At 54.8% G+C, this 24359-nt stretch carries 32 protein-coding genes and 1 pseudogene; 14 read left to right on the forward strand and 19 right to left on the reverse strand.

The genetic code is table 11. The features are described 5' to 3' along the window. Nucleotides 1–66 precede the first annotated feature (66 nt). Entirely contained in the window at nucleotides 67–792 is a 726-nt protein-coding gene (locus D7S44_RS21175; protein ID WP_120458197.1) for a LytR/AlgR family response regulator transcription factor, read from the reverse strand. Further along, nucleotides 789–2480, reverse strand: coding sequence for a sensor histidine kinase (locus D7S44_RS21180; protein ID WP_120458222.1), 1692 nt, complete (start codon nucleotides 2478–2480; stop codon nucleotides 789–791). Before D7S44_RS21180 ends, D7S44_RS21175 begins: the two co-directional genes overlap by 4 nt. 263 nt (nucleotides 2481–2743) lie before the next feature. Here D7S44_RS21180 and D7S44_RS21190 point away from each other — a divergent pair, with 263 nt between their 5' ends. After that, the gene (locus tag D7S44_RS21190; protein ID WP_120458223.1) at nucleotides 2744–3268 is read left to right on the forward strand and encodes a GNAT family N-acetyltransferase; all 525 of its coding nucleotides are present in this window, start codon (nucleotides 2744–2746) and stop codon (nucleotides 3266–3268) included. A gap of 118 nt (nucleotides 3269–3386) precedes the next feature. Beyond that, complete coding sequence (alaC, locus tag D7S44_RS21195; protein WP_120458199.1) at nucleotides 3387–4622, forward strand: alanine transaminase; 1236 nt, start codon at nucleotides 3387–3389, stop codon at nucleotides 4620–4622. Nucleotides 4623–4664: 42 nt separating this feature from the next. Here alaC and ypdK read toward each other — a convergent pair whose 3' ends face one another. The 3 genes from ypdK to D7S44_RS21210 form a co-directional block, all read right to left on the reverse strand. Further along, nucleotides 4665–4736, reverse strand: a complete 72-nt coding sequence (ypdK, locus tag D7S44_RS21200) for a membrane protein YpdK (RefSeq protein WP_120458224.1) — start codon at nucleotides 4734–4736, stop codon at nucleotides 4665–4667. A gap of 199 nt (nucleotides 4737–4935) precedes the next feature. Next, a complete protein-coding gene (locus tag D7S44_RS21205) occupies nucleotides 4936–5964 on the reverse strand; it encodes an HlyD family secretion protein (RefSeq protein ID WP_120458200.1) in 1029 nt (342 codons plus the stop codon). 4 nt (nucleotides 5965–5968) lie between these two features. Continuing rightward, a complete protein-coding gene (locus tag D7S44_RS21210) occupies nucleotides 5969–7573 on the reverse strand; it encodes an MFS transporter (protein WP_120458201.1) in 1605 nt (534 codons plus the stop codon). Between the two features lie 146 nt (nucleotides 7574–7719). Here D7S44_RS21210 and D7S44_RS21215 point away from each other — a divergent pair, with 146 nt between their 5' ends. The 4 genes from D7S44_RS21215 to D7S44_RS21230 all read left to right on the forward strand — a co-directional run bounded on the left by D7S44_RS21215 (nucleotide 7720) and on the right by D7S44_RS21230 (nucleotide 10308). Further along, the gene (locus D7S44_RS21215; RefSeq protein WP_120458202.1) at nucleotides 7720–8505 is read left to right on the forward strand and encodes an IclR family transcriptional regulator; all 786 of its coding nucleotides are present in this window, start codon (nucleotides 7720–7722) and stop codon (nucleotides 8503–8505) included. A 6-nt stretch (nucleotides 8506–8511) separates the two neighbouring features. Further along, nucleotides 8512–8964, forward strand: coding sequence for a universal stress protein (locus tag D7S44_RS21220; RefSeq protein ID WP_120458203.1), 453 nt, complete (start codon nucleotides 8512–8514; stop codon nucleotides 8962–8964). Between the two features lie 10 nt (nucleotides 8965–8974). After that, nucleotides 8975–9778, forward strand: coding sequence for a hypothetical protein (locus D7S44_RS21225; RefSeq protein WP_120458204.1), 804 nt, complete (start codon nucleotides 8975–8977; stop codon nucleotides 9776–9778). A gap of 248 nt (nucleotides 9779–10026) precedes the next feature. Further along, entirely contained in the window at nucleotides 10027–10308 is a 282-nt protein-coding gene (locus D7S44_RS21230) for an outer membrane protein assembly factor BamD (RefSeq protein WP_120458205.1), read from the forward strand. 72 nt (nucleotides 10309–10380) lie between these two features. Here D7S44_RS21230 and D7S44_RS24040 read toward each other — a convergent pair whose 3' ends face one another. Beyond that, nucleotides 10381–10509 (reverse strand): hypothetical protein, encoded by a 129-nt coding sequence (locus D7S44_RS24040; protein ID WP_257026225.1) that lies wholly within the window; start codon nucleotides 10507–10509, stop codon nucleotides 10381–10383. A gap of 263 nt (nucleotides 10510–10772) precedes the next feature. On the opposite strand from D7S44_RS24040, the gene D7S44_RS21235 reads away from it, so the two are divergent. Next, complete coding sequence (locus tag D7S44_RS21235) at nucleotides 10773–11648, forward strand: SMP-30/gluconolactonase/LRE family protein (RefSeq protein WP_120458206.1); 876 nt, start codon at nucleotides 10773–10775, stop codon at nucleotides 11646–11648. Between the two features lie 134 nt (nucleotides 11649–11782). Here D7S44_RS21235 and D7S44_RS21240 read toward each other — a convergent pair whose 3' ends face one another. Continuing rightward, complete coding sequence (locus tag D7S44_RS21240; RefSeq protein ID WP_120458207.1) at nucleotides 11783–13003, reverse strand: L-lactate MFS transporter; 1221 nt, start codon at nucleotides 13001–13003, stop codon at nucleotides 11783–11785. Nucleotides 13004–13278: 275 nt separating this feature from the next. On the opposite strand from D7S44_RS21240, the gene D7S44_RS21245 reads away from it, so the two are divergent. After that, entirely contained in the window at nucleotides 13279–13515 is a 237-nt protein-coding gene (locus D7S44_RS21245) for a hypothetical protein (protein ID WP_084882889.1), read from the forward strand. 35 nt (nucleotides 13516–13550) lie between these two features. Here D7S44_RS21245 and D7S44_RS21250 read toward each other — a convergent pair whose 3' ends face one another. Then, nucleotides 13551–14450: a DMT family transporter gene (locus D7S44_RS21250; RefSeq protein ID WP_120458208.1), complete on the reverse strand. Its 900-nt coding sequence runs from the start codon at nucleotides 14448–14450 to the stop codon at nucleotides 13551–13553. A 202-nt stretch (nucleotides 14451–14652) separates the two neighbouring features. On the opposite strand from D7S44_RS21250, the gene D7S44_RS21255 reads away from it, so the two are divergent. The 3 genes and pseudogenes from D7S44_RS21255 to D7S44_RS21265 form a co-directional block, all read left to right on the forward strand. Beyond that, complete coding sequence (locus tag D7S44_RS21255; RefSeq protein ID WP_120458225.1) at nucleotides 14653–15504, forward strand: helix-turn-helix domain-containing protein; 852 nt, start codon at nucleotides 14653–14655, stop codon at nucleotides 15502–15504. Nucleotides 15505–16353: 849 nt separating this feature from the next. Continuing rightward, the gene (gene tssB / locus D7S44_RS21260) at nucleotides 16354–16848 is read left to right on the forward strand and encodes a type VI secretion system contractile sheath small subunit (protein WP_120458209.1); all 495 of its coding nucleotides are present in this window, start codon (nucleotides 16354–16356) and stop codon (nucleotides 16846–16848) included. 30 nt (nucleotides 16849–16878) lie between these two features. Continuing rightward, nucleotides 16879–17643: pseudogene (locus D7S44_RS21265) on the forward strand (type VI secretion system contractile sheath domain-containing protein); the annotation flags it as partial. A gap of 98 nt (nucleotides 17644–17741) precedes the next feature. Here the strand turns inward: D7S44_RS21265 and D7S44_RS21270 are convergent. The 8 genes from D7S44_RS21270 to D7S44_RS21300 form a co-directional block, all read right to left on the reverse strand. After that, on the reverse strand, nucleotides 17742–17927 hold the full coding sequence (locus tag D7S44_RS21270; RefSeq protein ID WP_120458226.1) for a helix-turn-helix transcriptional regulator: 186 nt from the start codon (nucleotides 17925–17927) through the stop codon (nucleotides 17742–17744). Between the two features lie 174 nt (nucleotides 17928–18101). Beyond that, the gene (locus D7S44_RS21275) at nucleotides 18102–18320 is read right to left on the reverse strand and encodes an ANR family transcriptional regulator (RefSeq protein WP_120458210.1); all 219 of its coding nucleotides are present in this window, start codon (nucleotides 18318–18320) and stop codon (nucleotides 18102–18104) included. Between the two features lies 1 nt (nucleotide 18321). Continuing rightward, nucleotides 18322–18888, reverse strand: a complete 567-nt coding sequence (gene gamL, locus D7S44_RS23930; RefSeq protein WP_240629510.1) for a host nuclease inhibitor GamL — start codon at nucleotides 18886–18888, stop codon at nucleotides 18322–18324. After that, nucleotides 18885–19094: a hypothetical protein gene (locus D7S44_RS21285; RefSeq protein ID WP_120458211.1), complete on the reverse strand. Its 210-nt coding sequence runs from the start codon at nucleotides 19092–19094 to the stop codon at nucleotides 18885–18887. The genes gamL and D7S44_RS21285 overlap by 4 nt, the downstream gene beginning before the upstream one ends. 29 nt (nucleotides 19095–19123) lie before the next feature. Next, on the reverse strand, nucleotides 19124–19330 hold the full coding sequence (locus D7S44_RS24150; protein WP_120458212.1) for a ParE family toxin-like protein: 207 nt from the start codon (nucleotides 19328–19330) through the stop codon (nucleotides 19124–19126). A gap of 5 nt (nucleotides 19331–19335) precedes the next feature. Next, nucleotides 19336–19479 (reverse strand): hypothetical protein, encoded by a 144-nt coding sequence (locus D7S44_RS23565; RefSeq protein WP_158591285.1) that lies wholly within the window; start codon nucleotides 19477–19479, stop codon nucleotides 19336–19338. Between the two features lie 69 nt (nucleotides 19480–19548). Continuing rightward, nucleotides 19549–19821, reverse strand: coding sequence for a hypothetical protein (locus D7S44_RS21295; protein ID WP_120458213.1), 273 nt, complete (start codon nucleotides 19819–19821; stop codon nucleotides 19549–19551). A 56-nt stretch (nucleotides 19822–19877) separates the two neighbouring features. Beyond that, nucleotides 19878–20096, reverse strand: coding sequence for a hypothetical protein (locus D7S44_RS21300; RefSeq protein WP_120458214.1), 219 nt, complete (start codon nucleotides 20094–20096; stop codon nucleotides 19878–19880). A gap of 213 nt (nucleotides 20097–20309) precedes the next feature. On the opposite strand from D7S44_RS21300, the gene D7S44_RS21305 reads away from it, so the two are divergent. Continuing rightward, complete coding sequence (locus D7S44_RS21305) at nucleotides 20310–21005, forward strand: hypothetical protein (protein ID WP_147402121.1); 696 nt, start codon at nucleotides 20310–20312, stop codon at nucleotides 21003–21005. A gap of 107 nt (nucleotides 21006–21112) precedes the next feature. Here the strand turns inward: D7S44_RS21305 and D7S44_RS23385 are convergent, their stop codons facing one another. Beyond that, nucleotides 21113–21484: a hypothetical protein gene (locus D7S44_RS23385; RefSeq protein WP_147402122.1), complete on the reverse strand. Its 372-nt coding sequence runs from the start codon at nucleotides 21482–21484 to the stop codon at nucleotides 21113–21115. 286 nt (nucleotides 21485–21770) lie between these two features. Further along, on the reverse strand, nucleotides 21771–22433 hold the full coding sequence (locus tag D7S44_RS21310; protein ID WP_120458216.1) for a LexA family protein: 663 nt from the start codon (nucleotides 22431–22433) through the stop codon (nucleotides 21771–21773). Between the two features lie 118 nt (nucleotides 22434–22551). On the opposite strand from D7S44_RS21310, the gene D7S44_RS21315 reads away from it, so the two are divergent. Beyond that, nucleotides 22552–22797, forward strand: coding sequence for a helix-turn-helix transcriptional regulator (locus D7S44_RS21315; protein ID WP_120458217.1), 246 nt, complete (start codon nucleotides 22552–22554; stop codon nucleotides 22795–22797). Nucleotides 22798–23671: 874 nt separating this feature from the next. Here the strand turns inward: D7S44_RS21315 and D7S44_RS24045 are convergent. Continuing rightward, nucleotides 23672–23806 carry a hypothetical protein gene (locus D7S44_RS24045; protein ID WP_272867892.1) on the reverse strand — a complete coding sequence of 45 codons (135 nt, stop codon included), beginning with the start codon at nucleotides 23804–23806 and terminating at the stop codon, nucleotides 23672–23674. A gap of 135 nt (nucleotides 23807–23941) precedes the next feature. On the opposite strand from D7S44_RS24045, the gene D7S44_RS21325 reads away from it, so the two are divergent. Next, on the forward strand, nucleotides 23942–24217 hold the full coding sequence (locus D7S44_RS21325) for a DnaT-like ssDNA-binding domain-containing protein (RefSeq protein WP_120458219.1): 276 nt from the start codon (nucleotides 23942–23944) through the stop codon (nucleotides 24215–24217). Nucleotides 24218–24359: the final 142 nt, after the last annotated feature.

Consider the following 24359-nt stretch of genomic DNA (forward strand, 5'->3'; position numbering starts at 1 on the left):
CTGCGGGCCGTTTTTTTTAGATGGCGGCTGACCTCTCTACGCGCATAAGTTTCAAAGCCTGTTTAGCTACAGGCGCATCAGCTCGCGGAAGCGCTTCGCCTTGCTGCGGCTGACCGGTACCTGAAACGCCAGATCGCGTAGCCTGAGCAGGTAAGTGTTGTTAAACCAGGGCTCTATCTCGGAGATCTTGCTCAGGTTAACGCAGTAAGAGCGATGACAGCGGAAAAAGCTCTGCTCCGGTAGCCGGGCGCAGAACTCGCTGATGCTCATCGACATCACATAGGCCTCGCGCCGCGTATAGACGAACGTCAGCTTCTCATGCGCCTCCACGTAGTAGATATCGTTGATATCCGTCACGATGATACGCTCATCTTTCACCAGATTGACGGTCTGCGGGCTGCCGGAAACCGGCGTCTGCGTGACAGCCTGCTGTTGCCCGACCGCTTCCAGCTTGTTAAGCATGGTGACGATGCGCGCCTCATGATAGGGCTTGAGGATATAGTCAAACGCTTCCAGCTCGAAAGCCTCCACCGCATGCTCTTTCCATGCGGTAATAAACACAATCAGCGGCCGCTGCGCGAACTGGCGAATATTCTGCGCCAGCAGCATTCCGTCGAGCGACGGAATGTTGATATCAAGAAAGATAACGTCCACGCGGTGCTGCTGCAGATATTTCAGCACCTCCAGCCCGTCATCAAAGCAGGCCTCAATAGCGATCCGGCTATGCTGCTGGATCATCCAGCTTAGCTCCTGCTGCGCCAGAAACTCATCTTCTACGATAATGGCCTTCACTGGACATTCTCCGCGATGGCAAGAGGCGGCGCGTTCAGCAGCTGTCCGCTTTTGCTCAGGGTAAAGGCGATCTCGGTGCCGGGCTGCAGCCGGGTAATTTCAAGCCCCTGGCCGGTTAACAGCCTGACGCGGTGATGCACATTCAGCAGGCCGATTTTATTGCCCGGCATCTCATTCATCGCCACGCGGCGCATCACCTCATCGCTGATGCCTGGCCCGGTATCGCGTACCGCGATGCGTACCCGATCGCCGATCGCTTTAACGCTCAGCGTTACCACGCCTTTTCCCCGCGAGGGCTGAATGCCATGCACGATGGCGTTCTCCACCAGCGGCTGAATCAACAGGCTGGGCAGCGAAAAGTGAAGATCGTCATCAATGTCATAAATCATCGACAGCCTGTCGCCAAAACGTGCCTGCTCAATGGCGATATAGTCTTTCACCTGCCACAGGTCGCGTTTGATATCGATAGTTTCATCATCGTTCAGCTCAAGGTTGTAACGCAGATAGCGGGAAAGGTTGATAACCAGCTGGCGCGCAGTATCAGGGTTAAGGCGAATAGAGGAGTTGATGGCGTTCAGCGCGTTAAACAGAAAATGGGGATTTATTTTACTCTGCAAGGCGCGCAGTTCCGCTTTATTGGCCATTTCGCGCAGCTGCTCGGCGCGTGAAACCTCCAGCTGGGTAGAGATAAGCTGCGACAGGCCGATCGCCATCTCTTTCAGCGAACCGGTAATGCGGTGCGCGCGGCGGTAGTAAATTTTCAGGGTGCCGGTGACCTTGCCTTTCTCCCGCAGCGGGATAACGATCATCGAGTGGATATCTTTGGTGCGATGCGCTTCATCATTATTTTTAATGATGATCTTCCCGCTGGACATCGCCTGCGCGGTGGTGGGACTGATACCGTCGTCGCCGTTCTGATAGTTCTGCTCGCCATAGCCGACATAGGCGAGAATATGGGTTTTATTGGTAATGGCGACGGCGTCGGCGTTGATATCGCGACAGATAATCGCGCAGATGCGGCGCAGCGAGTCGCTGTTGACATCGCGGAACAACGGCAGCGTTTTGTTGGCTATCTCCAGCGCCAGCTTGGCCTGACGCGCTGCAATCGCCTCTTTTTCTCCCTCGACGCTCTGCACCAGCAGCACAATCAGACCGATGCTTGACGCGCCGAGAATCATCGGCAGCGCAATCTCCGACACAATCGCCAGCCCAAGCGACATCGGCTTCGCCCACAGCACAATCAGCAGCATAGTCAGGCTTTCGCACAGCATGCCGCCGATAATGCCGATGCGCCAGCGCTGCGCTTTCGGTACGCGACGGTTAATGGCGCCGGAAACGCAGCCCGCGATAATGCTGGTAATTAAGCAGGGCACCGAGGTGACGCCGTGAATATCGATAAGAAAGCGATGCAGCCCGGCAATAACGCCGGTGGTGATGCCGACCCAGGGGCCGAACAGAATGCCGCCAGCCATCACGGCGATCACCCGCACGTTCAGCAGTGAACCGTCAACGTTGATGCCCGACCAGGTACTGAAGAGCGCAAACAGCGAGAAAATGGCAATAACGGCGCCTTTTTCCAGCGGTGTATGTTCATCTTTTTGCAGCAGCTGGCGGAAAAGCGGGGTGCGGGTCAGGAAAAAGAGGCAGATCAGCATCAGGGCGGCGCGGTCGAACACCGCTAACAGCATATCGAAGTGAGAGATCACAGCCAGCCTTCAGGTAGCAACAGAGAGAGGGCTATCATAAAAAATGTGATCGCGATGCGCCAGCCTGCTACAAGGGTGAGCGCCGCCTTCATGTTTTGGATCAACTTTGTCGGGTAAAATAGTAAAAAGAGGAAACCTGACTGGTAAAACGGGGAAGCTTTTTTGCCGGTCGCAGGCTGGTGAGCAGGCATTGTGTTTGTTATGTTTTGACAGCCCTTATGGCTATCCGCACCTGGAGCAATTTCATGCAGTTAATTACGCCACGTCTTACGCTCACGACCCTCAAGCCCGAAGACTGGCTGCTGTTTCGCGCCGTACATGAAGATGCGGCCACCATGACCTGGGTCAGCGAAATCCCGGACGAAGCCGATTTGCGCCAGCGATTCAACGAACGCCTCGCGCCCTGGCAGGTCAGCAGTTTTCATATGCTCTGCGTAGTGGCGCGACTGCGCGACAGCGGCGAGCCGATCGGCCTGTTCGGCTGCAGCCCGGAATGGCAACCCTACCGCCAGGCTGAGGTGGGCTACATGCTGCTGCATCGCTTCTGCGGCAAGGGGTACGGCAGCGAAGCGCTGGCCGGGCTGAGCGAGTTTCTGCTGAAGGCGGGTTTCCACAAGCTTAAGGCGATGGTGGTAGAGGGAAATGTGGCGTCGCGCCGTATTCTGGAGAAGAATGGCTATGTGCTGGAGGGTACTTTACGGGATAATTATCTGCTAAACGGCGAGTGGGTGAACGATTGGGTCTTTGGTCGCCTGAATCCGGAAAATTAAAAAAATTTTATTCTCCCCTCGACAGCTTTGTCATCGCCGCGTTATGTTCTTTTTTCGGTCACAGTAGTGACCTGCGTCGCTCGGACGGTCCGGGCGCTTACGTATTCAAGAGGACATTATGGCTGATAACAGCACACCCCGTCGTTTCTCGCGTATCGATCGCCTTCCCCCCTATGTGTTTAACATTACCGCTGAGTTGAAGATGGCTGCGCGTCGGCGCGGCGAAGATATCATCGATCTCTCGATGGGGAACCCTGACGGCCCTACGCCGCCGCATATCGTGGAAAAACTTTGTCAGGTGGCGCAGCGCGAGGATACGCATGGCTATTCGACCTCGCGCGGTATTCCGCGTCTGCGCCGCGCCATTTCGCGCTGGTACGCCGAACGCTATCAGGTCGAGATCGATCCGGAATCCGAAGCTATCGTCACCATCGGCTCGAAAGAGGGGCTGGCGCACCTGATGCTGGCGACGCTGGATCACGGCGATACCGTACTGGTGCCCAATCCCAGCTACCCCATTCATATCTACGGCGCGGTAATCGCTGGCGCGCAGGTGCGCTCGGTGCCGCTGGTGGCGGGCATCGACTTCTTCGCCGAGCTGGAGCGGGCGATCCGCGAAAGCTACCCGAAACCGAAAATGATGATCCTCGGCTTTCCGTCGAACCCCACCGCGCAGTGCGTCGAACTGGACTTTTTCGAGCGGGTTATCGCGCTGGCGAAACAGTACAACGTGCTGGTGGTGCACGATCTCGCCTATGCCGATATCGTTTACGATGGCTGGAAAGCGCCTTCGATTATGCAGGTGCCTGGCGCGCGCGACGTGGCGGTTGAATTCTTCACGCTGTCGAAAAGCTACAATATGGCGGGCTGGCGCATCGGTTTTATGGTGGGCAATAAAGAGCTGGTCGCCGCGCTGGCGCGCATTAAAAGCTATCACGACTATGGCACCTTTACCCCGTTGCAGGTCGCGGCTATCGCCGCGCTGGAAGGGGACCAGCAGTGCGTGCGCGATATCGCCGAGCAGTACAAGCGTCGCCGCGACGTGCTGGTGAAAGGGCTGCATGAGGCGGGCTGGATGGTGGAGAACCCGAAAGCGTCAATGTACGTCTGGGCGAAAATTCCCGACCGCTACGCCGCTCTCGGCTCGCTGGAGTTCGCTAAGAAGCTGCTGCAGGAGGCGAAGGTCTGCGTCTCGCCGGGTGTCGGCTTCGGCGATTACGGCGATACCCACGTGCGTTTTGCGCTGATAGAAAACAGCGATCGCATTCGTCAGGCGGTGCGGGGGATTAAAGCGATGTTCCGCGCGGACGGTATTCTGCCGGGCAGCGTAAAAGCGGTGGAAGAGGCTGAATAACACTAATCGGGGCGACAACGCTGTCGCCCCAGTGCGCTTGCGCTACATCATCAGCACAAAGGTGCCGACCCACAGCAGCACAAAGAAAGAGATTCCCATCAAGGCGTATTTCACAAACAACTCCTCTGAGCGGTTACGACGAGAGCGATCCCAGGCCAGCGCAACGCGAACAGATTGAGAAAAACGCATCAGGTCATCATCGCCTCAGGCATTTTCTCAGGTCGTTCTGAGTAACTCAGAACAGGATCGAGCGCTAATTTACGCGTAATCGATCCTAAAATAAATAGGACCATTATGAGAGATGCATCACGCTTTACTCTGCTTCAATCTCAGGGATCGCCGACATACCAACCCGCAGCTGCGACAGGCCAGGCTGGTTCGTATCCAGCGCGATTTTCACCGGAAGCCGCTGGACGACCTTAGTATAGTTACCTGTCGCGTTATCGGGTGAAATCGCCGAGAAGGTCGCACCCGTCGCCGGCGCGATACTGTCGACATGGCCAGTAAAATGTTTGCCCGGCAGTGCATCGATGGTGATATGCACCCGCTGTCCCTGGCGCACGTCGCTGAGCTGCGTCTCCAGATAGTTCGCCGTAATATAGGTTTGCTGCAGCGGCACCACCGCCAGCAGACGCGTCCCGGCGGAAACGTAAGCGCCGACGCGCGCCGCACGCTGACCCACCATGCCATCCACCGGCGCAACGATGCGCGTATAAGAGAGGTTCAGGCGCGCCTGATCCACGCTCGCCTGCGCTGCTGCCACATCCGCCTGTGCCTGACGAACCGCCGCCTGCAGCACGCCGATCTCTTTCACGGCGGAGAGTAGGGCAGCCTGACTCTGGCGTACCGCCGCAGCGGCGGAGCGCTGGGTCGAGCTCGCCTTCTGCTGATCGTCAGCGGCAACGGTGCCGCTTTTATACAGGCGGTTGTAGCGCTCGGCGTTCTGACCGGCATATTGCGCGGTCGCCTGGTTAGCCGCCAGGGTCGCCTTTGACTGCTCAATAGCTGACTGCTGCTGCTCCAGCTGCGCCTGGCTGCTGAGTAATTTCGCCTGGCTGACCTGCAAATCCGCCTCGGCGCTCTCCAGCGCCACGCGATAGTCGCGGTCGTCCAGCGTCGCCAGCACGTCGCCCGATTTTACCTGCTGGTTATCCTGTACCTTCACCTCGGCGATATAGCCAGAAACTTTCGGCGCCACCAGCGTGTAGTCGGCGTTGACGTAAGCATCATTGGTGCGGTGATCGTTGCCGGTCATCGTTGACCAGATAAAAAACGCGATGGCCAGCAAAACCAGCAACAACAGGCTCAGCAGCACGGTTTTTCTCATTACTAAAGCACGCATAATCTTATTTTCTCGATGTCGAAGAGGCAGGTTGAATCAGGGTTTGTGGCGGCCAGACGCGCTTCGGCAGCCAGGCAGTCAGCAGCAGCAGCAGCGCGGCGAACGCAATCAGCATCAGCCAGCTGTCGCTCAGGCCGAGCACCGTAGCCTGATGCCTGACCAGGGTGGCGAAGCCGCTGAGATTCTCGCTGCTGCTGACGCTGCCATCCATCAGCAGCGGGTGGCTGGCGTCTGCGTCTGAGCTGTTCGTCGCGCTCATCAGCCAGGGGCGGCTGGCGGCCTGGTCCAGCAAAACGTTGGAGTGGATCTTCTCCCGGTGGCTGAGAAAAACCTCTACCAGCACCGAGGCCGCCACGCTGGAGAAGCCGCGCACGGTATTAAACATCGCCGAGGCGAAGGGCCCTTCCGGCGGCGCAACCACGCTGGTGGCGCTCATCAGAATCGGCAGGATCACCATCGGCTGTCCAAACGCCTGTAAAATTTGCAGCGTCCAGAAGTTCTGACGCGCCCAGTCGCTGGTGATCTGCGAGCCGAGCAGGCAGGCGGTAATCAGCAGCGCGACGCCCGCCGCCAGCACCCAGCGGCAGTCGATCCAGCGAATATTGAGCAGCGCGGCAACCAGCGGCGCGATCAGCAGCTGCGGCAGGCCGACGGTTAGCGCCAGCGGCGCGAACTGCAGGGTGCGGAACCCCTCTACCTGACCGAAATAGGCGGAAGGGAGCGCCGAGCCGGAAAGCGAGACGACCAGCACGGTGGCCAGCGCCAGCAGGCCGTGGGTCAGATTGCGGCGCGACAGCATCTGCAGCCGGAACAGCGGCAGCGGATGAAACCACTCGTTAATCAGAAACACCAGCAGTAGCGGCAGGGCGGCCAGCAGCATGGCGGCGATCAGCGGCGAGTCAAACCAGTCCAGACGTTCACCCTGCGTCAGTGCCAGCACCAGCAGCGCCATGCCGCTGCATCCGGTAAGCATGCCGAACAGATCGATCTGCTTAAAGCGCTCCAGGCGCAGCGGATCCTGCGGCAGACCCCAGCCGAACAGCAGCATGGCGATCAGCATCAGCGGCACCACCTGCCAGAACACAAACATCCAGCTGACGTCGTCCGTCCAGAACGCCGCCAGCGAGGCGGCCATATTGGGGCCGAAGGTGGCCGTAAGCGCATAGCCGCCCAGCCCGTAAAGTTTAAGCGGCGGCGGCAGGAAGCGCAGCGCGACGGTCATCAGCATCGGCGGCAACGCGCCGCCGAACAGCCCCTGCAGAACGCGCAGGACGATAAAGCTGCCGGGCGAGGGCGCCAGCGGCAGCAGAATGCCGCACAGCAGAAAGCCGGTTGAAACCGTCAGCGAAAAGCGGCGCAGTGAGAAGGTGACGGCGAACCAGGGCGCGATCATCATTGCTGCCACTTCGGCGGCCTGATAAGAGGAGACGATCCAGCTACCCTGGTCATAACTGACGCCGATGGCCGCGCGGATATCAGCCAGCGCGATATCGGTCACGCGGTCATTCAGACCTGATGTCAGGGCAGCGATAAGCACGCCGATCAGCCCCAGGGCGAGGCGAAGCGTAAAAGGGTGCGGCGTCGGCGCAGCGGCAGGCTGAGCGGTCATAGCAGGCTTCTCGTTATTATGATGCAGTGTATTGCGATGTGATACAGGGCGCGATCTTACATTCCGATATGCTGTATTGCAATGTGGTACATGCTGTAAATTGTGCCTTTTTCGCGGTAGAGTAAGGCAGCTGAAAAGGACGACCCATGGCAAAACTTCCATCCAGCCGCGAAGATGAAAAATCGGGCGGTATTCAGGTCATCGCGCGCGCGGCAAAAATCCTCAACGCGCTGGGAGAGCATCCCGGCGGCATGAGTCTTGGCGAAATCGCGCAGGCGGTGGATCTGCCGCGCTCTACGGTGCAGCGCATCATCGCCGCGCTCGACAGCGCCCAGCTGGTGCGCAGCAGCGGCGCGGGCGGCTTGCGCCTTGGCCCGGCGCTGCTGAAACTTATCTCAAGCGTTCATACTGACGTCGTTGATCTGGTGCGGCCCAAGCTGGAAGCGCTGTGCGCGGCGACCAATGAAACGGTCTCGCTGTCGCGCGCCAGCGGCACCCAACTGACTATCATTCACTATGTGGTGGCGTCGCGCGAATTACGCGTGGTGCCGCGCATGGGGCTGAACCTGCCGCTTTACAGCACTTCGGGCGGCCGCGCACTGCTGGCGCTGGAGTGCGACGACGACGTACGCGTAATGGTGGGTGAAGCCTGGCGCGAGCTGACGGATAAAACCGTAAAAACGCTGCCGCAGCTGCTGACGCTTATTAATGAGGTGCGTAAAACCGGCATCTCTTACGATCGCGGCGAAACGCTTGAAGGCATCTCCACTATGGCGGTGGCGCTGGATACGCTGTTTGGCCGTTTTTCTGTCTCTCTGCTGGTGCCGACGGCGCGTTTTCAGAAAAATGAAGAGGCTTACCGTGAAGAGATGCTCAAATGCAAAGAGGCGCTGATACGCGAAATCGGCAAAATCGCCGCTGTTGAAGGATAAACTCTGATGAAAACACTGCTGATGGCTGTTGATAATTCGCCGGTCGCCGAGAAGGTGATCGCGACGGCGATAGAAGAGGCGCTGGCGCACAAAGCGCAGGTTGTGGTGCTGTGCTGTGTCGATCCTGCTTACTCCTCTTGCAACCAGCCGATAGATATCACCGCCGGAGAAGATCCGGAAGATTTCGCCGTGGCGCAGGATGAGCAGAATACCGCCGAGCTGGTGGTGCGCCATGCGCTGGCGCCGCTGCTGCGCGCCGGCGTCGACGCGCGCGGGCTGATTGTCGCCGGCGAAGCGGCGGATACTATCGTCGCCCAGTCGCAGCAGCTTGATGCGCAGATGATCATCATGGGACGCCGTCATCTCTCCTCTTTTAATCGACTGTTAAAAGGATCGGTAAGCGCGGCGGTTATCGAGCGCGCCCACTGTCCGGTATTAATCGACGTTCGTAAGGATTGAGCAACTTCGCATGACCTCGCTGTGGATCGTCACGCTGGCAGCCTTTGCGCTGCTGGCGCTTATCATCGTTGTCCTGATAAAAACCACCCGGCTGCGTGCCTGGCAGGGCGTCGTGCTTTTCCTGCTGCCGCTTTTGCTGGCGAATCTGCTCTGGTTTAGCTGGCTGAAGCCGCAGCAGCAGCGCGCCGCACAGCGGCAGGCGGCGATAGATTACCTGGCGCAAACGCCGGGCTATCGCGTACTGCAAACCCAGGAGCCTGCGCTGTGGCAGCTGCTGGTGCAGGAGCTACAGCACAAGCTGCGCCTCGGAGAATCACCGCAGCAGGCGACGGGCGAGCTGCGCGGCTGGCTGGCCGATATCATTAACCAGCGTCTGATGCGCGCCCCGGACGGGGCCGTGGTCAGCTATATTCGCGTCTCGGTAAATGAGATGCAGGCGCTGGGCCGCCACGATCCGCAGCTCTGCTTTCGTTTTCTCTATCCGCAGGTCAGCGGCGGAATCAACCTGGTGAAGACGCTGCCGCCTGCGCTTAACGCTCAGGACGCAGCGGCGACGGAGCAGCTGTTGCTGGCCAGCCGCGGCGCGGATTTGCCCGTGGATCAGCCGCAGGCGCAGCAGGATTTGCAGCGTATCGTGGCGACGCTCTATAAAAAATGGGGCGACAAGCTGCAGCAGCTCAATATGCCCGCCGATACGGCGGTCGATCGTTCGTCTATGTGCGCGATGTCGATCGATCTCTACAGCGCTATTCTCGCATTGCCGGACAAACGCGCCGCGAATCTGTTGCGTAGAATGGTGGCTCTCTCTGGCTGAGGGGCGAAAAAAAGCCCGCTCAGCGCGGGCCTAAAATCAATCTGAATGTCTTCTTGAGTATCACCTGGTGTGGTGCAGACGCTGTTTTGTCTGAATGCATCATCGCACGCTTTGATTGATAGTAATAACCGTTTGGTTGTATCAATTTAATCGGTAGAAACTTAGAAAAATAATTTATGTTGGGCAGTTTTCCGATAGCCGACGTAAGCGACGCGGCTTAAACTGCGGCAGCAATGTGAGGAAGAAAGATGAAATCTATTATCGCCAGCGCGATAGCGCTGTTATTGCTGACCGGCTGTAGCGTCAGCAAGCCGGGAGGTTTTGAACGCGTCGATGAAGATCCAAGCGCAAATACCGTACAGTACCGTTACGATCCGCAAAAATTAAACAAAGATGCGATGGAGCTGGATCTGGCGGATTATTGCAGCAGGAAAGGATTTGATAAAGTTGAGGCGCTGACGCCAAAAGACAGTCATATTCCGGGGCTGAAAACCAGTTGGTTCCAGTGTAACTACGCAATAAAAAGCTAAACGATAAAATAATGAAATGGGCGGGTAATATCCCGCCCTTTTTTTATTTTTTGCTGTGTGAAATCTTTGCCCTTAGCGGTAATGGTGCCAGCCATGACCGCCGCCGTGGTGCCAGCCGCCGCCATGTCCTCTGTCGATAATACATCCGCTCAGCATAGAGATAACGGCAAAAACGGTTGCAACTTTAACGATTTTTTTCACAGGAAGCTCTCCTCTTTTCCGATAGGTATGACATTACGCCGGAATAGTGGAGTGATGATGCAGCGAATGTAGAGTTATTTAGAGAGATATTTCAGAATATTTCATTAACAGCAGTAGGCCGAGACGCTTTAAATAAGCCTATCGGAACAGGCTGAATAAAAAAGATTATCGGCAAGATAATTCTGAAAAGCAAGCGCGACCTTCCCACCCGGAGTATCGAATTCAGGCTAAAGTATGTTGATGCCAAATAAAAAGGAACAATTATGGAGCGCGAAGTAAAAAATGTACTGGCGTTGCAGGCGGAGCTGGGGGAGTGCCCCACCTGGTCGACGCGCGAACAGGTGTTGTGGTGCGTTGATATTCTGGCGCCCGCGATTCACCGCTTCGATCCGCGCAGCGGCGCGCTGGAGAGCTTTCCGCAGCAGGAAGAGGTCGGCTGTATCGGCCTGCGCGAACAGGGCGGGCTGATCGCCGCGTTGCGCAGCGGTGTCTGGCTGCTGGACGAGCAGGGCAGGCCGCAGCGTAAGATTGCGGATAACCCTGGCGAGGCGGCGAAAAGCCGCTTCAACGACGGGCGCGTCGATCCCTGGGGCAATTTCTGGTGCGGCAGCCTGTGGGAGCCGCAGGACAAGGATGGCGCGCTGCTCTGCCGCGTGACGCCGTCGCTGCAGCTGGAGGTCAAAGCGCGCGATATCAAAATCTCCAACGGCATTGCCTTTTCGCCCGACCGCCGCTGGATGTACCACAGCGATACGCCGAACGAAGTGCTCTACCGCTATCCGCTGGATGAAAACGGTGAGCCGGGCGCGCGGGAGCTTTTCCGTCAGTTTGACGCCGACGGCGGTTTGCCGGACGGCGCGGCAGTCGACAGCGAAGGTTTTTACTGGTCTGCACAGTTCGATGGCGGACGCATCGTGCGTATCGATCCCGTCAGCGCGCAGATTGTGGATGAGATTGCTTTGCCGGTGCGCTGGCCGACGATGGTCGCCTTTGGCGGCGCTGACCTGAAGACGCTCTATATCACCAGCTCGCGTGAGGATCGCACTGCCGAGGAGCTGGCGCGCTATCCGCAGTCGGGAGATATTTTCGCGGTAGAGGTTGAGGTTGCGGGCATCGCGGAGCCGCTGTTTCCGGGATAACGCGCAGCGACTGTGATTCACCGGGCGGACGGGTCGGCCCATCGTAAAGAGACAAAAGCGGCCCGCGCCATCCCTGGCGCGGGCCGCTTTGCACGTCTGGGCTTTGCACCCTGCGCTTCAGCCCGGCATTAACGTCAACTGCGCTGCAGCACCTGTTCGGTCAGCGGTTCGCGCTGCGGTAGCCGGATCATCAGCGACAGCAGCAGCGATATCACCAGCAGCGTCATAATCAGGCTAAAGGTGACGGTAAAACCGCCGAACAGCGAGGCGATGAGCGAACCGAGCACGCTGCCGATGCCAAAGCCCAGGTAGAGCAGTCCGTAGTTTTTGGTCAGATTATTGAGGCCGAAGAAATCGCTTACCAGCGACGGAAAGACGGTAATGGTGCCGCCGAAGCTGAAGGCGACGCAGGCCAGCGAAACAAAAAAGGTGGTCTCATTCATGCGGGTAAACAGCAGAATGGCCATTCCCGCCAGCGAAATAACCTGCGCCAGAGAGATAACCCGAATCCGCGCCATCTTATCGGACAGAACGCCAAGCACCAGACGTCCACTCAGATTGGCGATGGCGATCGCCGTTACCGCGTTGGCTGCGGTTTGCGCGCTAAGATGCACCAGCCCTTCACCGATATCTTTCGCGACGCCAATAACATAGAGACCGCTCATGCAGGCGGTTAAAAACATCAGCGCCAGCATCCAGTACTGCGGCAGGCGCACCGCCTGAGCCAGCGTATAGTCGCGCGCCTGCCGGGCGGCGTGATCCGCTGCGCGCTGAACAGGCGCATCGCGCATCAGCAGCGCGCCCAGAATAATCATGCTCATCGCCGCCAGGCCCCAGATAATAAAGGTCTGCTCCAGACCGACCGCGCTCAGCAGCGCGCCACAGATAAATTTAAAACCCAGGCTGCCCAGCCCGTAAGCGCCGATAGCGCAGGCGGAGATCACCCCTTTACGCTCGGGGAACCACTTCACGCAGTTCGACAGCGTCATTAAATAGCCAGCGCCATCGGCTAACCCGACCATTACGCCTGCGCTGAGATAGAGCATCATCAGGTTATCGGCATGGGCGGTCAGCCAGAAACCGGCTGCCATCAGGACGCCCGCGCCGATAGCGACCCGACGCACCCCGAAACGTTCCTGTAGTTTGCCCGCCAGCGACGAGGCCACCGCCAGCCCGAGGCTAAGCAGCCCGAAAGAGAAGGCGACCTGACTGACTGACGCGTCGAGTTTTGATGCCAGCTGACCGTTAAACAGGCTCCATGTATAGACTGAGCCCAGCGCGAACTGGGTGATGACCGTGCCGACCAGGGTCAGCCACCGGGTACGTTGATAAGAGGATGCTGTTGTCTGCTTCATAATTTTTCTCTCCCGTCTGGGAATCTGGAAACTAACGCCAGAGTAGGGCGAGGCTACGCGCGCGCGTAAAAAAAGGCATGAATGGAGGGAAACGCGTCATGAAATGCCGCTTTCAGGGCATGAACTGCAGAGATTGCGCTTCGCTAAGGTATGACTAATGCGCCAACCTGATAATCATTGGTTACCTGACGTAAGCAGATGTGTCTCTCGACAGGTTTCAGCAGCAGAGTGGCAGAATATTTGCCAGGCTTAAAGCTCACTTAACAGGAGGAAATATGAAAGACCGAGCATATGAATCCCTTAGCTGTGAGGATGAGGTCCGCTGCATTATCGGTCAGGCAGTGATTGAGCTCAGCGATGAGCAGCAGCCTGTGACCAAATCCACACTGGCTTTGAAACTGCTCTCCATGGCCGACCAGGATAATGACGATGAGCGCGTGTTACTTTACTGGATAGCGCGTAAGGCGATTAATCGGCCCCATCAACTGACACCTGTGCAGCGCCGGGCATGACGCTAAGCGGGGCGGGCAGCAGCCCGCTCTTCGCTTCACGCAGGGACGCGCGTTCGCCGCGCTGGAAACCGCGCAAACATGACCAGATTGCCCGCCAGAATCATCGCTAATCCCACAAATCCCTCCAGCTGCCACTGATATCCTTCATAGATCGTTGAGAGCGTCAGCGCCACCAGCGGAAACAACAGCGTGCTGTAGGCAGCCTGACTGGCACCGATGCGTCCAACCAGGGTGAAGTAGGCGCCAAAGCCGACGACAGAGCCAAAGATGGCCAGATAGGCGACAGCGCCCATCCATTGCCGGTTCCAGACTGGCTGCAGCGATTCGCCCTGTAATAGCGTCAGCAACGCCATCATCAGCGCGCCATAGAGCATCGCATAGCTGTTGGTCGTCAGCACATCGAGCTGCAAACGCTGATGGCGCAGGCTGATCATATTGCCCAGCGAAAATCCCAGCGTACCCAGAGCGCTCAGGCCGACGCCCCATAAAAGCTGCGCAGAGGCTTCGCTGCCGTGTAGATCGTGCCAGAAAAGCGCGACTATACCGCCGATGCCGAGCATTGCAGCTGGCAACAGACGCACGGAAGGGCGCTGCCGGAAAAAAAGCCAGCCGTTAAGCGCGTTATAAAGCACCGCCATGGAGAAGATAACCGACTCCAGACCGCTATTGATCCAGGCCGCCGCGTAATAAAAGCAGAGGAAATTCAGGCCGAAAACGCAGCAGCCCTGCAGCAGACAGAAGAGGTGATCGCGCGCCGTCAGCGATCGCAAACGCTTAATCGCCTTCAGCGCAGCCAGCATTACCAGCGACGCCACGATAAAACGCCAGAACACCGCCGCGCCGACGCTGCCGCTGCTTGCCGCCTGCTGGGCGTAAATTGCGATCCAGGTGGTGCCCCAGATAAGCACGACGGAAAGGTATAAACAGAGATTCATGGCACGCCTCCTTGAGCTGAGGCAGCAGTATCGCCAGTAAAGGAGAAAACGGCTTACATGGACTTGCGGCGCACTTGCAAATTCTTGCGCTTTTTTCGCCGTCGCGCCTGATAAGGCTGTTTTCTTTATGCGGCTCTTCATACACTGAGAATCTGTCAGCAGGAGAGCGCCCGTGAACACCCCGACCTACCAGACTTTTGATATGCTGCAACGCCATAAAGCCCAGCTGCGTCATCACGCCCGGCTTAATGACGGCACTCAGCTGGCGCACTGGTTCAACAGCGGCGATCGGGTCACTAATCTCAGCAATCACCATACTCTCAGCCTCTATATCGCCGACGGCTACGATACCTGGCATAAAACGCCTTACGGCTGGCGGAACGGCGGCGGCCCGGATCGCTTCTGCCTGATGCCGTCCGGCGTGGAGTCCACCTGGGACCTGCGGTCCGATCTCTCTTTCGTCCATCTCTATTGTACTGAAGCGCATCTGCGCCAGATGGCGGAAGAGATATGGGACCGCAGCCCGGCGCACCTTCAGCTGCACGAGAAGGTGTTTGCCAGCGACGATCGCATTACGCAGCTCTATCGTCATTTTCTGCTCAGCTGCGACTGGGCGCAGCCCGCCAATCAGCTCATGCTGAGCAGCGCCTCGACCTTGCTGCTGACCCATTTGCTGCAGCATTACAGCGAGGTGCAGTGGCGCGCGCCGCAGACGCGGGGCGGTCTTGCGCCTGCTGTGCTGCGTCATCTGCTGGCCTTTATTGAAGCGCATCTTGATCAGCCGCTGACGCTGGCGCAGCTTAGCCAGCAGGCGTCGCTGAGCGAGTTTCACTTTGCGCGCATGTTTCGCCATTCGCTGGGCGAAGCGCCGCATCAGTATGTGATGCGGCGTCGTATGCAGCGCGCAAAAGAGATGCTGGCGGACAATTCGCTCTCTCTGACGGCGATCGCTTTTAGCTGCGGGTTCCATTCGCCCAGCCATTTCAGCAACCGCTTCAGGCAGATACATGGCGTCTCGCCTTCGGTCTATCGCAACAGCCAGCGTGGCGTGTAAGCCGGACGCTATCCTTTCTGGATCCTGTGCAGGGCGGATATAACGCCTGAGAAGAGCAATCCCGTCGAGAGTCGCCTTTAAGCTGATTTCACCTCTGTTCAAATAAGGCGAAATTAATTCAACGCTTAACAGGACCTGTCAGCCTTCTTGCCAGATAAAAACGTATAGAATCATTATATTCTGAAGTTGGGCGGGTTAAATATACCCCTTATCCTTAACGCTATCCTTTCGTTCGCTTTGCTTTATGAATGCGGAATAATAGCATTTTACGGATAGAAGAATATCCATTCAAATTACGGCTCGAGCTTAAAGAGGTCGTCATTGTCTGAAAATTTGCATTCTCATTTTGCAATATCTATTATATCGAAACGGAAAAATGATTGTCATTTGGCAACAGGTTTCCCGTTTGTAATTGCTTTCTGTCAATCACGGATGCGACTGATAATAAGTTGGTTATTCAGGTAACTTTAAATTATGGCTTATTTTATAAGAGGGAATTCCTTAATCTTGTCTGGAGAAAATCTGCTGGTGAGCAACGAGTGGTGAGACGTTCCTGCTTACCTCTATGTTGGGTTTTTATTATTTATTTCAGTAAGTAAGTCGCGATGCGGCAGGGTTTTAGCCAGGGTCTTCTTTACAGGTAAAAACGCTAAGCAGAAGTTTAAAAGTGGCCAGGCAATCTCTCTGGGCTAATAACTTTTTATTAACTTTGTGTGTAAAACATTTAATAGTTTCTAATAACGGGTTAAATGTTTGACGGTTTGATTCCTGGAGATTTATTGCTCTATTATCTCGGCTGCAAAAGCATTGCGACTCCTGTCAAATAGCAATTCAATGAGGAACGGAATAATGGCTGACAGCTTCCAGAGTGAAGTGCCTAAAGCTCGTATTAACCTTAAGCTCGATCTCCATACGGGCGGGGCAACTAAAAAGACGGAATTACCGCTGAAGTTACTGATTGCAGGCGATTTTAGTCATGGTCAGGAAACTGCACCATTATCGGAGCGGAAGAAAATAAACATAAATAAAAACAACTTTAACAGCGCGCTTTCTGAATATTTTCCAAAAGTGAATCTCACCATTAAGAATACGCTAGCTAACGACGGCAGCGAGGAGAATATCCACCTGGGTTTTCGGGATATGAAAGATTTTACGCCGGAGCAGGTGGCGCGGCAGATCCCACAGCTTAAAGCGATGCTTGCGATGCGTAATCTGCTCCGCGATCTGAAAGCGAATTTGCTGGATAACCAGGCTTTCCGTAAAGAGCTGGAAAAAATTCTGCTCGATCCGGCGCTGAGCGCGGAATTGCGCAGCGAGTTATCGGCTCTGGCGCCGAAGGCTTAAGGGCATCAACGAGTTAATGGATTAAAGGGAATGCTTATGACTCTTCAAAATGAAAATGTGGCGGGAAGCGAAAGCCTGATGCAGGAGCGTCCGGAAGCGGGCAGCGTTTACGCTTCGTTGTTCAGGAAAATCAATTTAAACCCCGTCTCAAAGCTGAGCGCGCTGGATAGCTGGCAGGATGCACAAGCCATGTCTGACGCTACTGCCGACGAGCGTCTGACCGCTGGCATGCAGGTTTTTCTGGAATGCCTGAGCAAAGCGGGTTCAACCGTCAGGAAGCTGGATAAGACCCTGATCGATCACCATATCGCCGAGCTGGACTACCAGATTAGCCGTCAGCTCGATGCGGTTATGCATCATGAAGATTTCCAGGCCGTGGAGTCGCTGTGGCGTGGTGTTAAGTCCTTGGTCGACAAAACTGATTTCCGCCAGAACGTGAAGGTTGAACTGCTGGATATGTCCAAAGAAGACCTGCGTCAGGACTTCGAAGACAGCCCTGAAATCATCCAGAGCGGACTGTATAAACATACATATATTGATGAGTATGACACCCCAGGTGGAGAGCCTATCGCTGCGCTGATTTCTGCCTATGAATTCGATGCGTCTGCGCAGGATGTTGCCCTGCTGCGCAACATTTCAAAAGTGTCTGCCGCAGCGCATATGCCGTTTATCGGCTCTGCCGGCTCGAAATTCTTCCTGAAAGAGTCAATGGAAGAGGTGGCAGCCATTAAGGATATCGGCAACTACTTTGACCGCGCCGAATACATTAAGTGGAAATCTTTCCGCAACACCGAACTGCGGTATTAACCTTCTGATTTAAATACCTGTCAGTCTGATTACTCTTAAATTATGCCCGCAGTTATGCCCACAGAAAACGGGCCCGCTGGCGCGCCTCATTTCCGGGAAAATGACTGCTTCCAGAGCTGATATTCCCTGTACTCCCACCGGGACGCGCGGCCAAATTTTCGGGGCGGTGGCAGCTTGCCCTGCTGGATTTGCTTGTAGAAGTAGCGATCGGTAAAGCCAGAATCCCTCATCATAAATTTCATGTCAATCAGCGAATCGTCACGTAATTCCATATCGGTTTTCTCCGGGCGGCCGGCCGCAGTCAGACCGGCACGATGCATACAAAAAGGGCCTGATGAGTCATCATCCGGCCCGGCCAGGTGTCGCCGCCAGCTGTGGCCTCAGGCGGTTCACTCCGCCTGACGAACAACGCGAAGCGCGTGGTGCCGGGTGGCGGTGAAGCGTATTCATTCCTCTGCCGTTGCCATGCTGCGCGCATGCAGGGCTGAGCAAAAACCGGCTCGGTATTCTGCCCACGCCATATTCACCGGCCGGCGGGCATAGCCGGCGGCTTCCGTCCAGAGCGTCGCAGCACGTTGCCAGTTGCCCGCCTGCTCAGCCATGACCGCCTCGGCGGCGACCCGCATGTAGAGGCTTCGCCTGGTGTCTGAGGATGTCTGTTTCATGTCACGCGGCTCCTGATGACTGTGAGTCGGCATGCGCGGACTGTTCGTCAATCTCCGCTTTGAACAGCAGATAAACATCCGTGGCTTTAGCGAGCAGGTCCGCCTCGTCCGCCAGCATGCGTGCCGCGTATCTGTAGCAACGGTCGAGCCCTGCGACTGTCTTCTCGTTGATGGCCGCTTCGGTGAAATCAGCCAGTAACTTTTCCGGTGTACGCTCCGGGTGTAGCTGCGACTCTGAATTACCCCGGTGATCTTCTACAGATCCCGCTGACGCTTCAGGTGCAGGCTCCTCCCGGGCAGGCACGACCTGCAGGTCGTAATTGTGCCCCGCCTGGAGATAGGCCAGCCGGAGAATAAAATCCTGGTAGGCGTCATCTGCGCCCTCACAGGCGCAGCAGTTTTTCACCTCGGGATGCGCATTCCAGTGCCGGAAGGCATAAAGCTGCTCAGGAAAGAAAGTCAGCAGACGCTCTGCCTCATCTTCTATCCACTGTTCTTTTTCAATCGCAGCCTGTTCTTCCGCGTCCAGTGCTTCCTTACGGCGTTCGAGCTGGATAAAAGGCATCATGGCTTGCCCTCCTGAAGCAAAATTTCAACAACGTGGTCCAGGACAATCTGTAACAGCGGCAGCGGTGGCTGTGGCGGAAGAGCCGGGGGCGGCTGGGATGAAAAGCTGGCGCCGGTGACGATATTTTCCGCTGCAAACTCGATGTCGCGGATAGCGTTAAAGGGGCGAGCAAAAGCGGCATCGCCCCTGATGTGTGACTGCATCATGGGAAATGTTCCTCTGTCAGGCTGGGGGATTAAATCTGGTTGTTGTAGTCGGCATGGCTGAGTAATTCCCAGCTCAGGCCGTTGTCCCGGGAAAGCAGGCGCCAGTGTGGGGTGACGCGCAGCGTCAGGTATCCGTCACGGTATGTGCGTCTCGCGTGAATGTGACCTGCACGCCACTGTCTGAGTTGCTGCTCTGCGCGCCGGATTATCCTGTCAGGTGCACTGGGTTTGGACATCACGGCTACCTCATCTCAGCGGCGCAGACAGCGGCGAGCTTCTGCACAAACACCCAGGCAATGCCTTCCCTGAAGCTGACAAACTGCCGGCTTCGGTTTAATACGCTGGCGGCAAAGGTGTACCGGCCATCACGGATCTGAATAACCACAGAGGCCTCCTTCAGGCATAAAAAAACCGCCACAGCGGGCGGTTGGGTTCAGGGATGTCACTAAAATGCTCACTGCGGCGGGGCTTCCTGGTTTTCCGGGGATTCGCCGCAACAGCAGCAAGCGGGGCGTAAGTCAGGATGAATAACGAAAATCGGGCTGACGATGGCCTGATCCATCTCTTCCAGTAAACTCATCAGGGTCATACGATAAGCGTCGGCCTCTTCTTTGCTGATTTTTCCTTCCTGTGAGCAGGCCTCAGTCATATCCATTGATGCATACAGTTTTTCAGCCACATCAAAAAGGGCCTCAATAACGTTTTCTGCAACTTCACGGTTTTGCATGGTGACCTCCAGGTCGATTGGAATGCCCTGTCGGGCAGGGTTAACGTAACGACGTCTCAAAACTCATAGGCGCCATGTTCATTGACGACGACGATGCGTGTGGTTCTGATGAAATCAGCGACCTCATCGCCCACGTTCTGCCAGTGCGCCAGCGCCAGAAGCACATCACTGCGGGTCTGGCAGTGGCAGGCACCCACATATGCCTGCACATGAACAAGGGCGAGGCGCTGCATTTCTTTCTGAGTCAGGACGGATGACGATTTGTCTTTTTGCATAGGATTCTCCGGATTTAGGCGTAAAAAAACCGCCTCAGTGGGCGGTGCGTATGCCTGCTTTTAACCGCATCAGGCGAGATGGTATCCTCCTATTAACCTTGGGTATAAAGGGGAATTACTATGTCGAAATGGAACTACATAATTAGTTAATAACTGCTGCGTTGTTTGCGCGCTGATAGATACATTGAAAGTCATTACATATTGGAGGATGTTTTGGAAATAGATAAATTAAACACTTTTCTGGCAACAGCCCTGGGCGGCTTAATGCTTAAATGGTTGGCAAGTACTATTAAAGCCTTTTGGAATTGGGTGCATAAAGTTTATCCCGAAGAAAGTTTTCTTGTAGATGAGCTTGGGGTTAGCGCCCCTCTAATCAGGTTTAGTTACTGTAAATACAAGAAAAACATTAAGCCAAGGACAGCCAAGCAACTTTCTTCACAAGTCAAAGGGGGAATAGCTATTGCCATTTTTTTCTTACTATCATTTATATGGATTGCGCATTTATTCAACAAGCTTCCTGTGAATAGCATGGAGGTGACCATGCAATCAAGTCAAGATACAATATGGATTCGACCGGGGAAAGCTCAAAACCCTCAAGATGCACAAGCCTGGAGTATCACCCCTGATATCTGTAAAGACGTGAATGAGCTTAATAAGATAAAAAGTATAAAAAAATCCACAAAGGAAAGTATTTGCGATTACATGCTAATTCCTGAAAAGGTGGAAAAGTTAAAAGACCTCAGTTCTAAGAACTACTTTTTTATTATCTTGCTAATTTCAGTTATTTTCCCGGCCTTGCTTTATCTTGCGTCTGTAGGAGTTGCAATGGTTATTGATGTAAGTATAACTAAGAAGATATTTGAATATAATGAAAAAGAGTTATCTAAAATTGAATATTATATAACCTAGCGGTTTCTTTTCTTTAATTTGAAGGTGGTGAAGAGTGCATGATCTTACCATCTTCAATGATTTTTATGCGTAATGTTATTCAAATAAGAATATTTTTTATGTTCAAATCAATGATACTGGTTTTGAAGACGCCTCTGTTTCACATGCATTGTGCGTCCAGCTTCATTACCGATGCGCTGGTGTTGCGGCTTCGAACGGTATTCCCTATAAGACGAACCACCTTTCATAATCTGTTTGTGATACTCCGTTTCTGTCTCCACTGCCTTACTGACGCGATCGCTTGCTACTCGCCTGCAATGGTTTTCCGCCCGGCTGAGTTCAGTACCCCGTGCTGGTGGTTCCCATCCCAGCTCAGAAGCCAGAATCTCTTCAATCTTGCGACACTCAATCGCCTCAACCATGCGACGCATATGTCGGCGTGTTCTGGCGTTGTCTTTCACCACAGGTTTAACAGATCTGCCATAGCTGATATTTGCCATACATCCCCCGTTAAGTTACTGGCTGCACAGTCGCAACAATGCACTCAGTAACCTGAGGTTCGGTGCGTTCTCGGCACCTGCCGTAGAGCTTCCCGCTCGTTGTCATTGACAGGCTAAAAATACAAATTGTACTAACGATGGTCAATACAAATTGTGCTAGAAATGAGTGGGAGTACTAAACGTATTGATTTCAGGTGGAGCATAGGATGCGACGAAGAAGTTGGAGAGGGCAAAGCTTAGCGAAGATACGGTGCGGTTTTTGTATAAGGCACACCTACGTCAGAGGTCATAATCCCTCAAGTTTCGCTTCGATAACCACACCTATAATTCTGCATTTATCATCAATGGGAATCATGTGATAGCTGGGATTGAGAGGTTTGAGATACTGCTGTCCAGCGTCAACGACATACTTTTTGAAGGTAGCTTCATTTTCTGAGTCAAGTTTAGCAACGACCAACCTTCCGTTTGTTACTTCTACGGCAGGATCTACCAATATCTTCATTCCTTCAGGTATGCTCAAACCTGTCGTGGCAGTCATTGAGTCGCCTTTGACGGTTAGCCAAAAGCTATTTGGGCTTGCTTTAGCTGTAGTTTGTGTCCATTCCTGAACTTCATCTAAGTTATAGGGTTCGCAAGCTTCCGACCAATTACCTGCGCTTACCCAGCTTATCACAGGAAAGCTCTTTACTTCTCCGAGAGGGGAACGATCTGATACGTTTATAAGGGACTCATCTGGGAAAATCACCATCCCATTAGAGCTAAGAACCAGTTCCTTTAGCCCCAAAACTTTCATCATCGCAGCTATATCTTCAATACTTGGCTCGCGGCGCCCGTTTAACCAATGGCCAATCGCGCCTTGGGTTTTACCCAGCGCCTCAGCCAGCCTTTCTTGAGTCAGGCCTATCTGCTTCATCCTGGCTTTCGCCAGTTGATTCCATGTAAAGTTCATACGCAGATTATTACGGAGCGTATTAATGGTCACAACACACAAAATGTACTAACCTCTTGCTTGTGATGAATACGATTTGTATTATCCGGTTCTCTCTTCTTACTGTAGGAGATTCGCAATGTGTCACCTCAGGAAAATCAGGAAAAAAATTAATGTGTCACAAGCTCTTCTTGCCCAAAAAATTGGATGCAGTCAGGGGGCTATTGGGCATTATGAAAATAAGCGCCGAAAGCCTGATCTTGAGACGTGCAGGATGTTGGTTCGTGCATTGAAAGAATTTGGTGCTCAAGTAGAGCTAGATGATGTATTTCCTCCTGAACCACACACAGCACCTGCCGTCCATTCATATCAATATTGCCCCTAGCATCACTATTGGTCTAGCGATTATTGGCTCGAAGAGATGCCGTTATGTCAGACAATTGGATCAAGATGCGTACCTCGCTGAAGTCGCATCCCAAAGTGAATGAAATCGCTGCGCTGCTGGAGAAACCGGCAGACGGAAGCGCCGGTTTTGACGTATCTGTCGGCGGACAACGCTCTGGGTTGCTGATGCGTAACGTAACGCGTTGCGTTACGGTCACGTCACTACTGCTTGTCTGGAGTGCTGCCAATGAACACACCAGTGACGGCGTGTTCCGTAACGCCGATCTCAGTTACCTGGATGTCCTGACAGGATTCGATGGATTCGGTGAAGCGATGGCCGCTGTAGGGTGGGCNCACCAGTGACGGCGTGTTCCGTAACGCCGATCTCAGTTACCTGGATGTCCTGACAGGATTCGATGGATTCGGTGAAGCGATGGCCGCTGTAGGGTGGGCCATCTTCGATGCGGAAAACCGTTGCGTCATCCTGCCAAAATTCTGTGAAAACAACGTGCCGGCAAGTCAGCGAGGTTCAACCAACGCCGAACGCCAGCGTCGCTATCGTGAGCGTCAGAAGGCAAACCATAACGTAACGCGTAACGTAACGGACAGCGTAACGCGTGACGTAACGGCAACGTTAGATAAGATAAGAAAAGAAGATCTAAAACCAAACACACACACCGCGCGCGCGAGGAATTTTCCGGATTCTGTGGATAACTTTGAGGCTGAGAGATGCCAAACCCAGGCNAAAACCAAACACACACACCGCGCGCGCGAGGAATTTTCCGGATTCTGTGGATAACTTTGAGGCTGAGAGATGCCAAACCCAGGCAGCACAAGGGCCGGAGGCAGAGCAGGGTGCTCAGGCGGCACAGATCTCAGCGGTTAACTACCCCGTTACCGAGGGCAACCGTAACGTTACTGGAGACGTAACGCATAACGTAACGGGCAGCGTTACGCGTAACGATGATATGCAGCGTTACGCTAATATCCAGCGTTACGGTGATAGGCATTCTGACGTAACGCCTGTAAGTAACGCACCAGGCATAACGAAAAGGGACCCCATGAAACCCGTCTCTCTGCATGACCCGGCAGCTAGCGTGCGAACATGCCATATCGCCTCGCCGGCACCACAGGAAAGGTTCGCCATGCATCCGGAATGGCAGCCATCTTCAGACCTGATTCAGATTGCAGCAGAGGCAGGCATGACGCTTGATAAGATACCAGAGCCTGCACAGATTGCTGAATTTCGCGCATTCTGGCGATCAGAAGGGAAACAGTTCAGGCAAGCGCAATGGGACCTGAAACTGGCTCAGCGGCTGGCAGAAGGGCGGCAGTGCAAGGGGAGCAGAGCGTCATGCCGTGACGTTAACGCGATACCTGATATGTCCTATGAAATTCCAGAGGGATTCCGAGATGGGTGAGAGCGCCAGAAGTCATGGTGCACTTAATCCGCTATGAGCGAGGTATAGTCATTCGTACCCTGAGAATTACACTTTGAAGTGATTCAGGGTATGCGCTTACTGGTTACGAATATTGAGCGAGAATCATGTGATGATCGCCGCT

Source organism: Pantoea piersonii (genome assembly GCF_003612015.1).
In the GTDB taxonomy this organism is placed as follows: domain Bacteria; phylum Pseudomonadota; class Gammaproteobacteria; order Enterobacterales; family Enterobacteriaceae; genus Pantoea; species Pantoea piersonii.

Excerpts from the sequence above, each read along its gene's own strand:
- D7S44_RS21230 (WP_120458205.1), top strand. The coding sequence starts at position 10,027 with ATGAAATCTATTATCGCCAGCGCGATAGCGCTGTTATTGCTGACCGGC.
- D7S44_RS21235 (WP_120458206.1), top strand. The coding sequence starts at position 10,773 with ATGGAGCGCGAAGTAAAAAATGTACTGGCGTTGCAGGCGGAGCTGGGG.
- D7S44_RS21210 (WP_120458201.1), bottom strand. The coding sequence starts at position 7,573 with ATGACCGCTCAGCCTGCCGCTGCGCCGACGCCGCACCCTTTTACGCTT.
- alaC (WP_120458199.1), top strand. The coding sequence starts at position 3,387 with ATGGCTGATAACAGCACACCCCGTCGTTTCTCGCGTATCGATCGCCTT.
- D7S44_RS21315 (WP_120458217.1), top strand. The coding sequence starts at position 22,552 with ATGTGTCACCTCAGGAAAATCAGGAAAAAAATTAATGTGTCACAAGCT.
- D7S44_RS21245 (WP_084882889.1), top strand. The coding sequence starts at position 13,279 with ATGAAAGACCGAGCATATGAATCCCTTAGCTGTGAGGATGAGGTCCGC.
- D7S44_RS21300 (WP_120458214.1), bottom strand. The coding sequence starts at position 20,096 with ATGCAAAAAGACAAATCGTCATCCGTCCTGACTCAGAAAGAAATGCAG.
- D7S44_RS21240 (WP_120458207.1), bottom strand. The coding sequence starts at position 13,003 with ATGAAGCAGACAACAGCATCCTCTTATCAACGTACCCGGTGGCTGACC.
- D7S44_RS21270 (WP_120458226.1), bottom strand. The coding sequence starts at position 17,927 with ATGGAATTACGTGACGATTCGCTGATTGACATGAAATTTATGATGAGG.
- D7S44_RS21205 (WP_120458200.1), bottom strand. The coding sequence starts at position 5,964 with ATGCGTGCTTTAGTAATGAGAAAAACCGTGCTGCTGAGCCTGTTGTTG.
- gamL (WP_240629510.1), bottom strand. The coding sequence starts at position 18,888 with ATGATGCCTTTTATCCAGCTCGAACGCCGTAAGGAAGCACTGGACGCG.
- D7S44_RS21285 (WP_120458211.1), bottom strand. The coding sequence starts at position 19,094 with ATGATGCAGTCACACATCAGGGGCGATGCCGCTTTTGCTCGCCCCTTT.
- tssB (WP_120458209.1), top strand. The coding sequence starts at position 16,354 with ATGGCTGACAGCTTCCAGAGTGAAGTGCCTAAAGCTCGTATTAACCTT.
- D7S44_RS21295 (WP_120458213.1), bottom strand. The coding sequence starts at position 19,821 with ATGCAAAACCGTGAAGTTGCAGAAAACGTTATTGAGGCCCTTTTTGAT.
- D7S44_RS21255 (WP_120458225.1), top strand. The coding sequence starts at position 14,653 with ATGCTGCAACGCCATAAAGCCCAGCTGCGTCATCACGCCCGGCTTAAT.
- D7S44_RS21215 (WP_120458202.1), top strand. The coding sequence starts at position 7,720 with ATGGCAAAACTTCCATCCAGCCGCGAAGATGAAAAATCGGGCGGTATT.
- D7S44_RS21190 (WP_120458223.1), top strand. The coding sequence starts at position 2,744 with ATGCAGTTAATTACGCCACGTCTTACGCTCACGACCCTCAAGCCCGAA.
- D7S44_RS24045 (WP_272867892.1), bottom strand. The coding sequence starts at position 23,806 with ATGCCTATCACCGTAACGCTGGATATTAGCGTAACGCTGCATATCATC.
- D7S44_RS21310 (WP_120458216.1), bottom strand. The coding sequence starts at position 22,433 with ATGAACTTTACATGGAATCAACTGGCGAAAGCCAGGATGAAGCAGATA.
- D7S44_RS24150 (WP_120458212.1), bottom strand. The coding sequence starts at position 19,330 with ATGTCCAAACCCAGTGCACCTGACAGGATAATCCGGCGCGCAGAGCAG.
- D7S44_RS21225 (WP_120458204.1), top strand. The coding sequence starts at position 8,975 with ATGACCTCGCTGTGGATCGTCACGCTGGCAGCCTTTGCGCTGCTGGCG.
- D7S44_RS21250 (WP_120458208.1), bottom strand. The coding sequence starts at position 14,450 with ATGAATCTCTGTTTATACCTTTCCGTCGTGCTTATCTGGGGCACCACC.
- D7S44_RS21180 (WP_120458222.1), bottom strand. The coding sequence starts at position 2,480 with ATGCTGTTAGCGGTGTTCGACCGCGCCGCCCTGATGCTGATCTGCCTC.
- D7S44_RS21275 (WP_120458210.1), bottom strand. The coding sequence starts at position 18,320 with ATGAAACAGACATCCTCAGACACCAGGCGAAGCCTCTACATGCGGGTC.
- D7S44_RS21220 (WP_120458203.1), top strand. The coding sequence starts at position 8,512 with ATGAAAACACTGCTGATGGCTGTTGATAATTCGCCGGTCGCCGAGAAG.
- D7S44_RS21325 (WP_120458219.1), top strand. The coding sequence starts at position 23,942 with ATGCATCCGGAATGGCAGCCATCTTCAGACCTGATTCAGATTGCAGCA.
- D7S44_RS23385 (WP_147402122.1), bottom strand. The coding sequence starts at position 21,484 with ATGGCAAATATCAGCTATGGCAGATCTGTTAAACCTGTGGTGAAAGAC.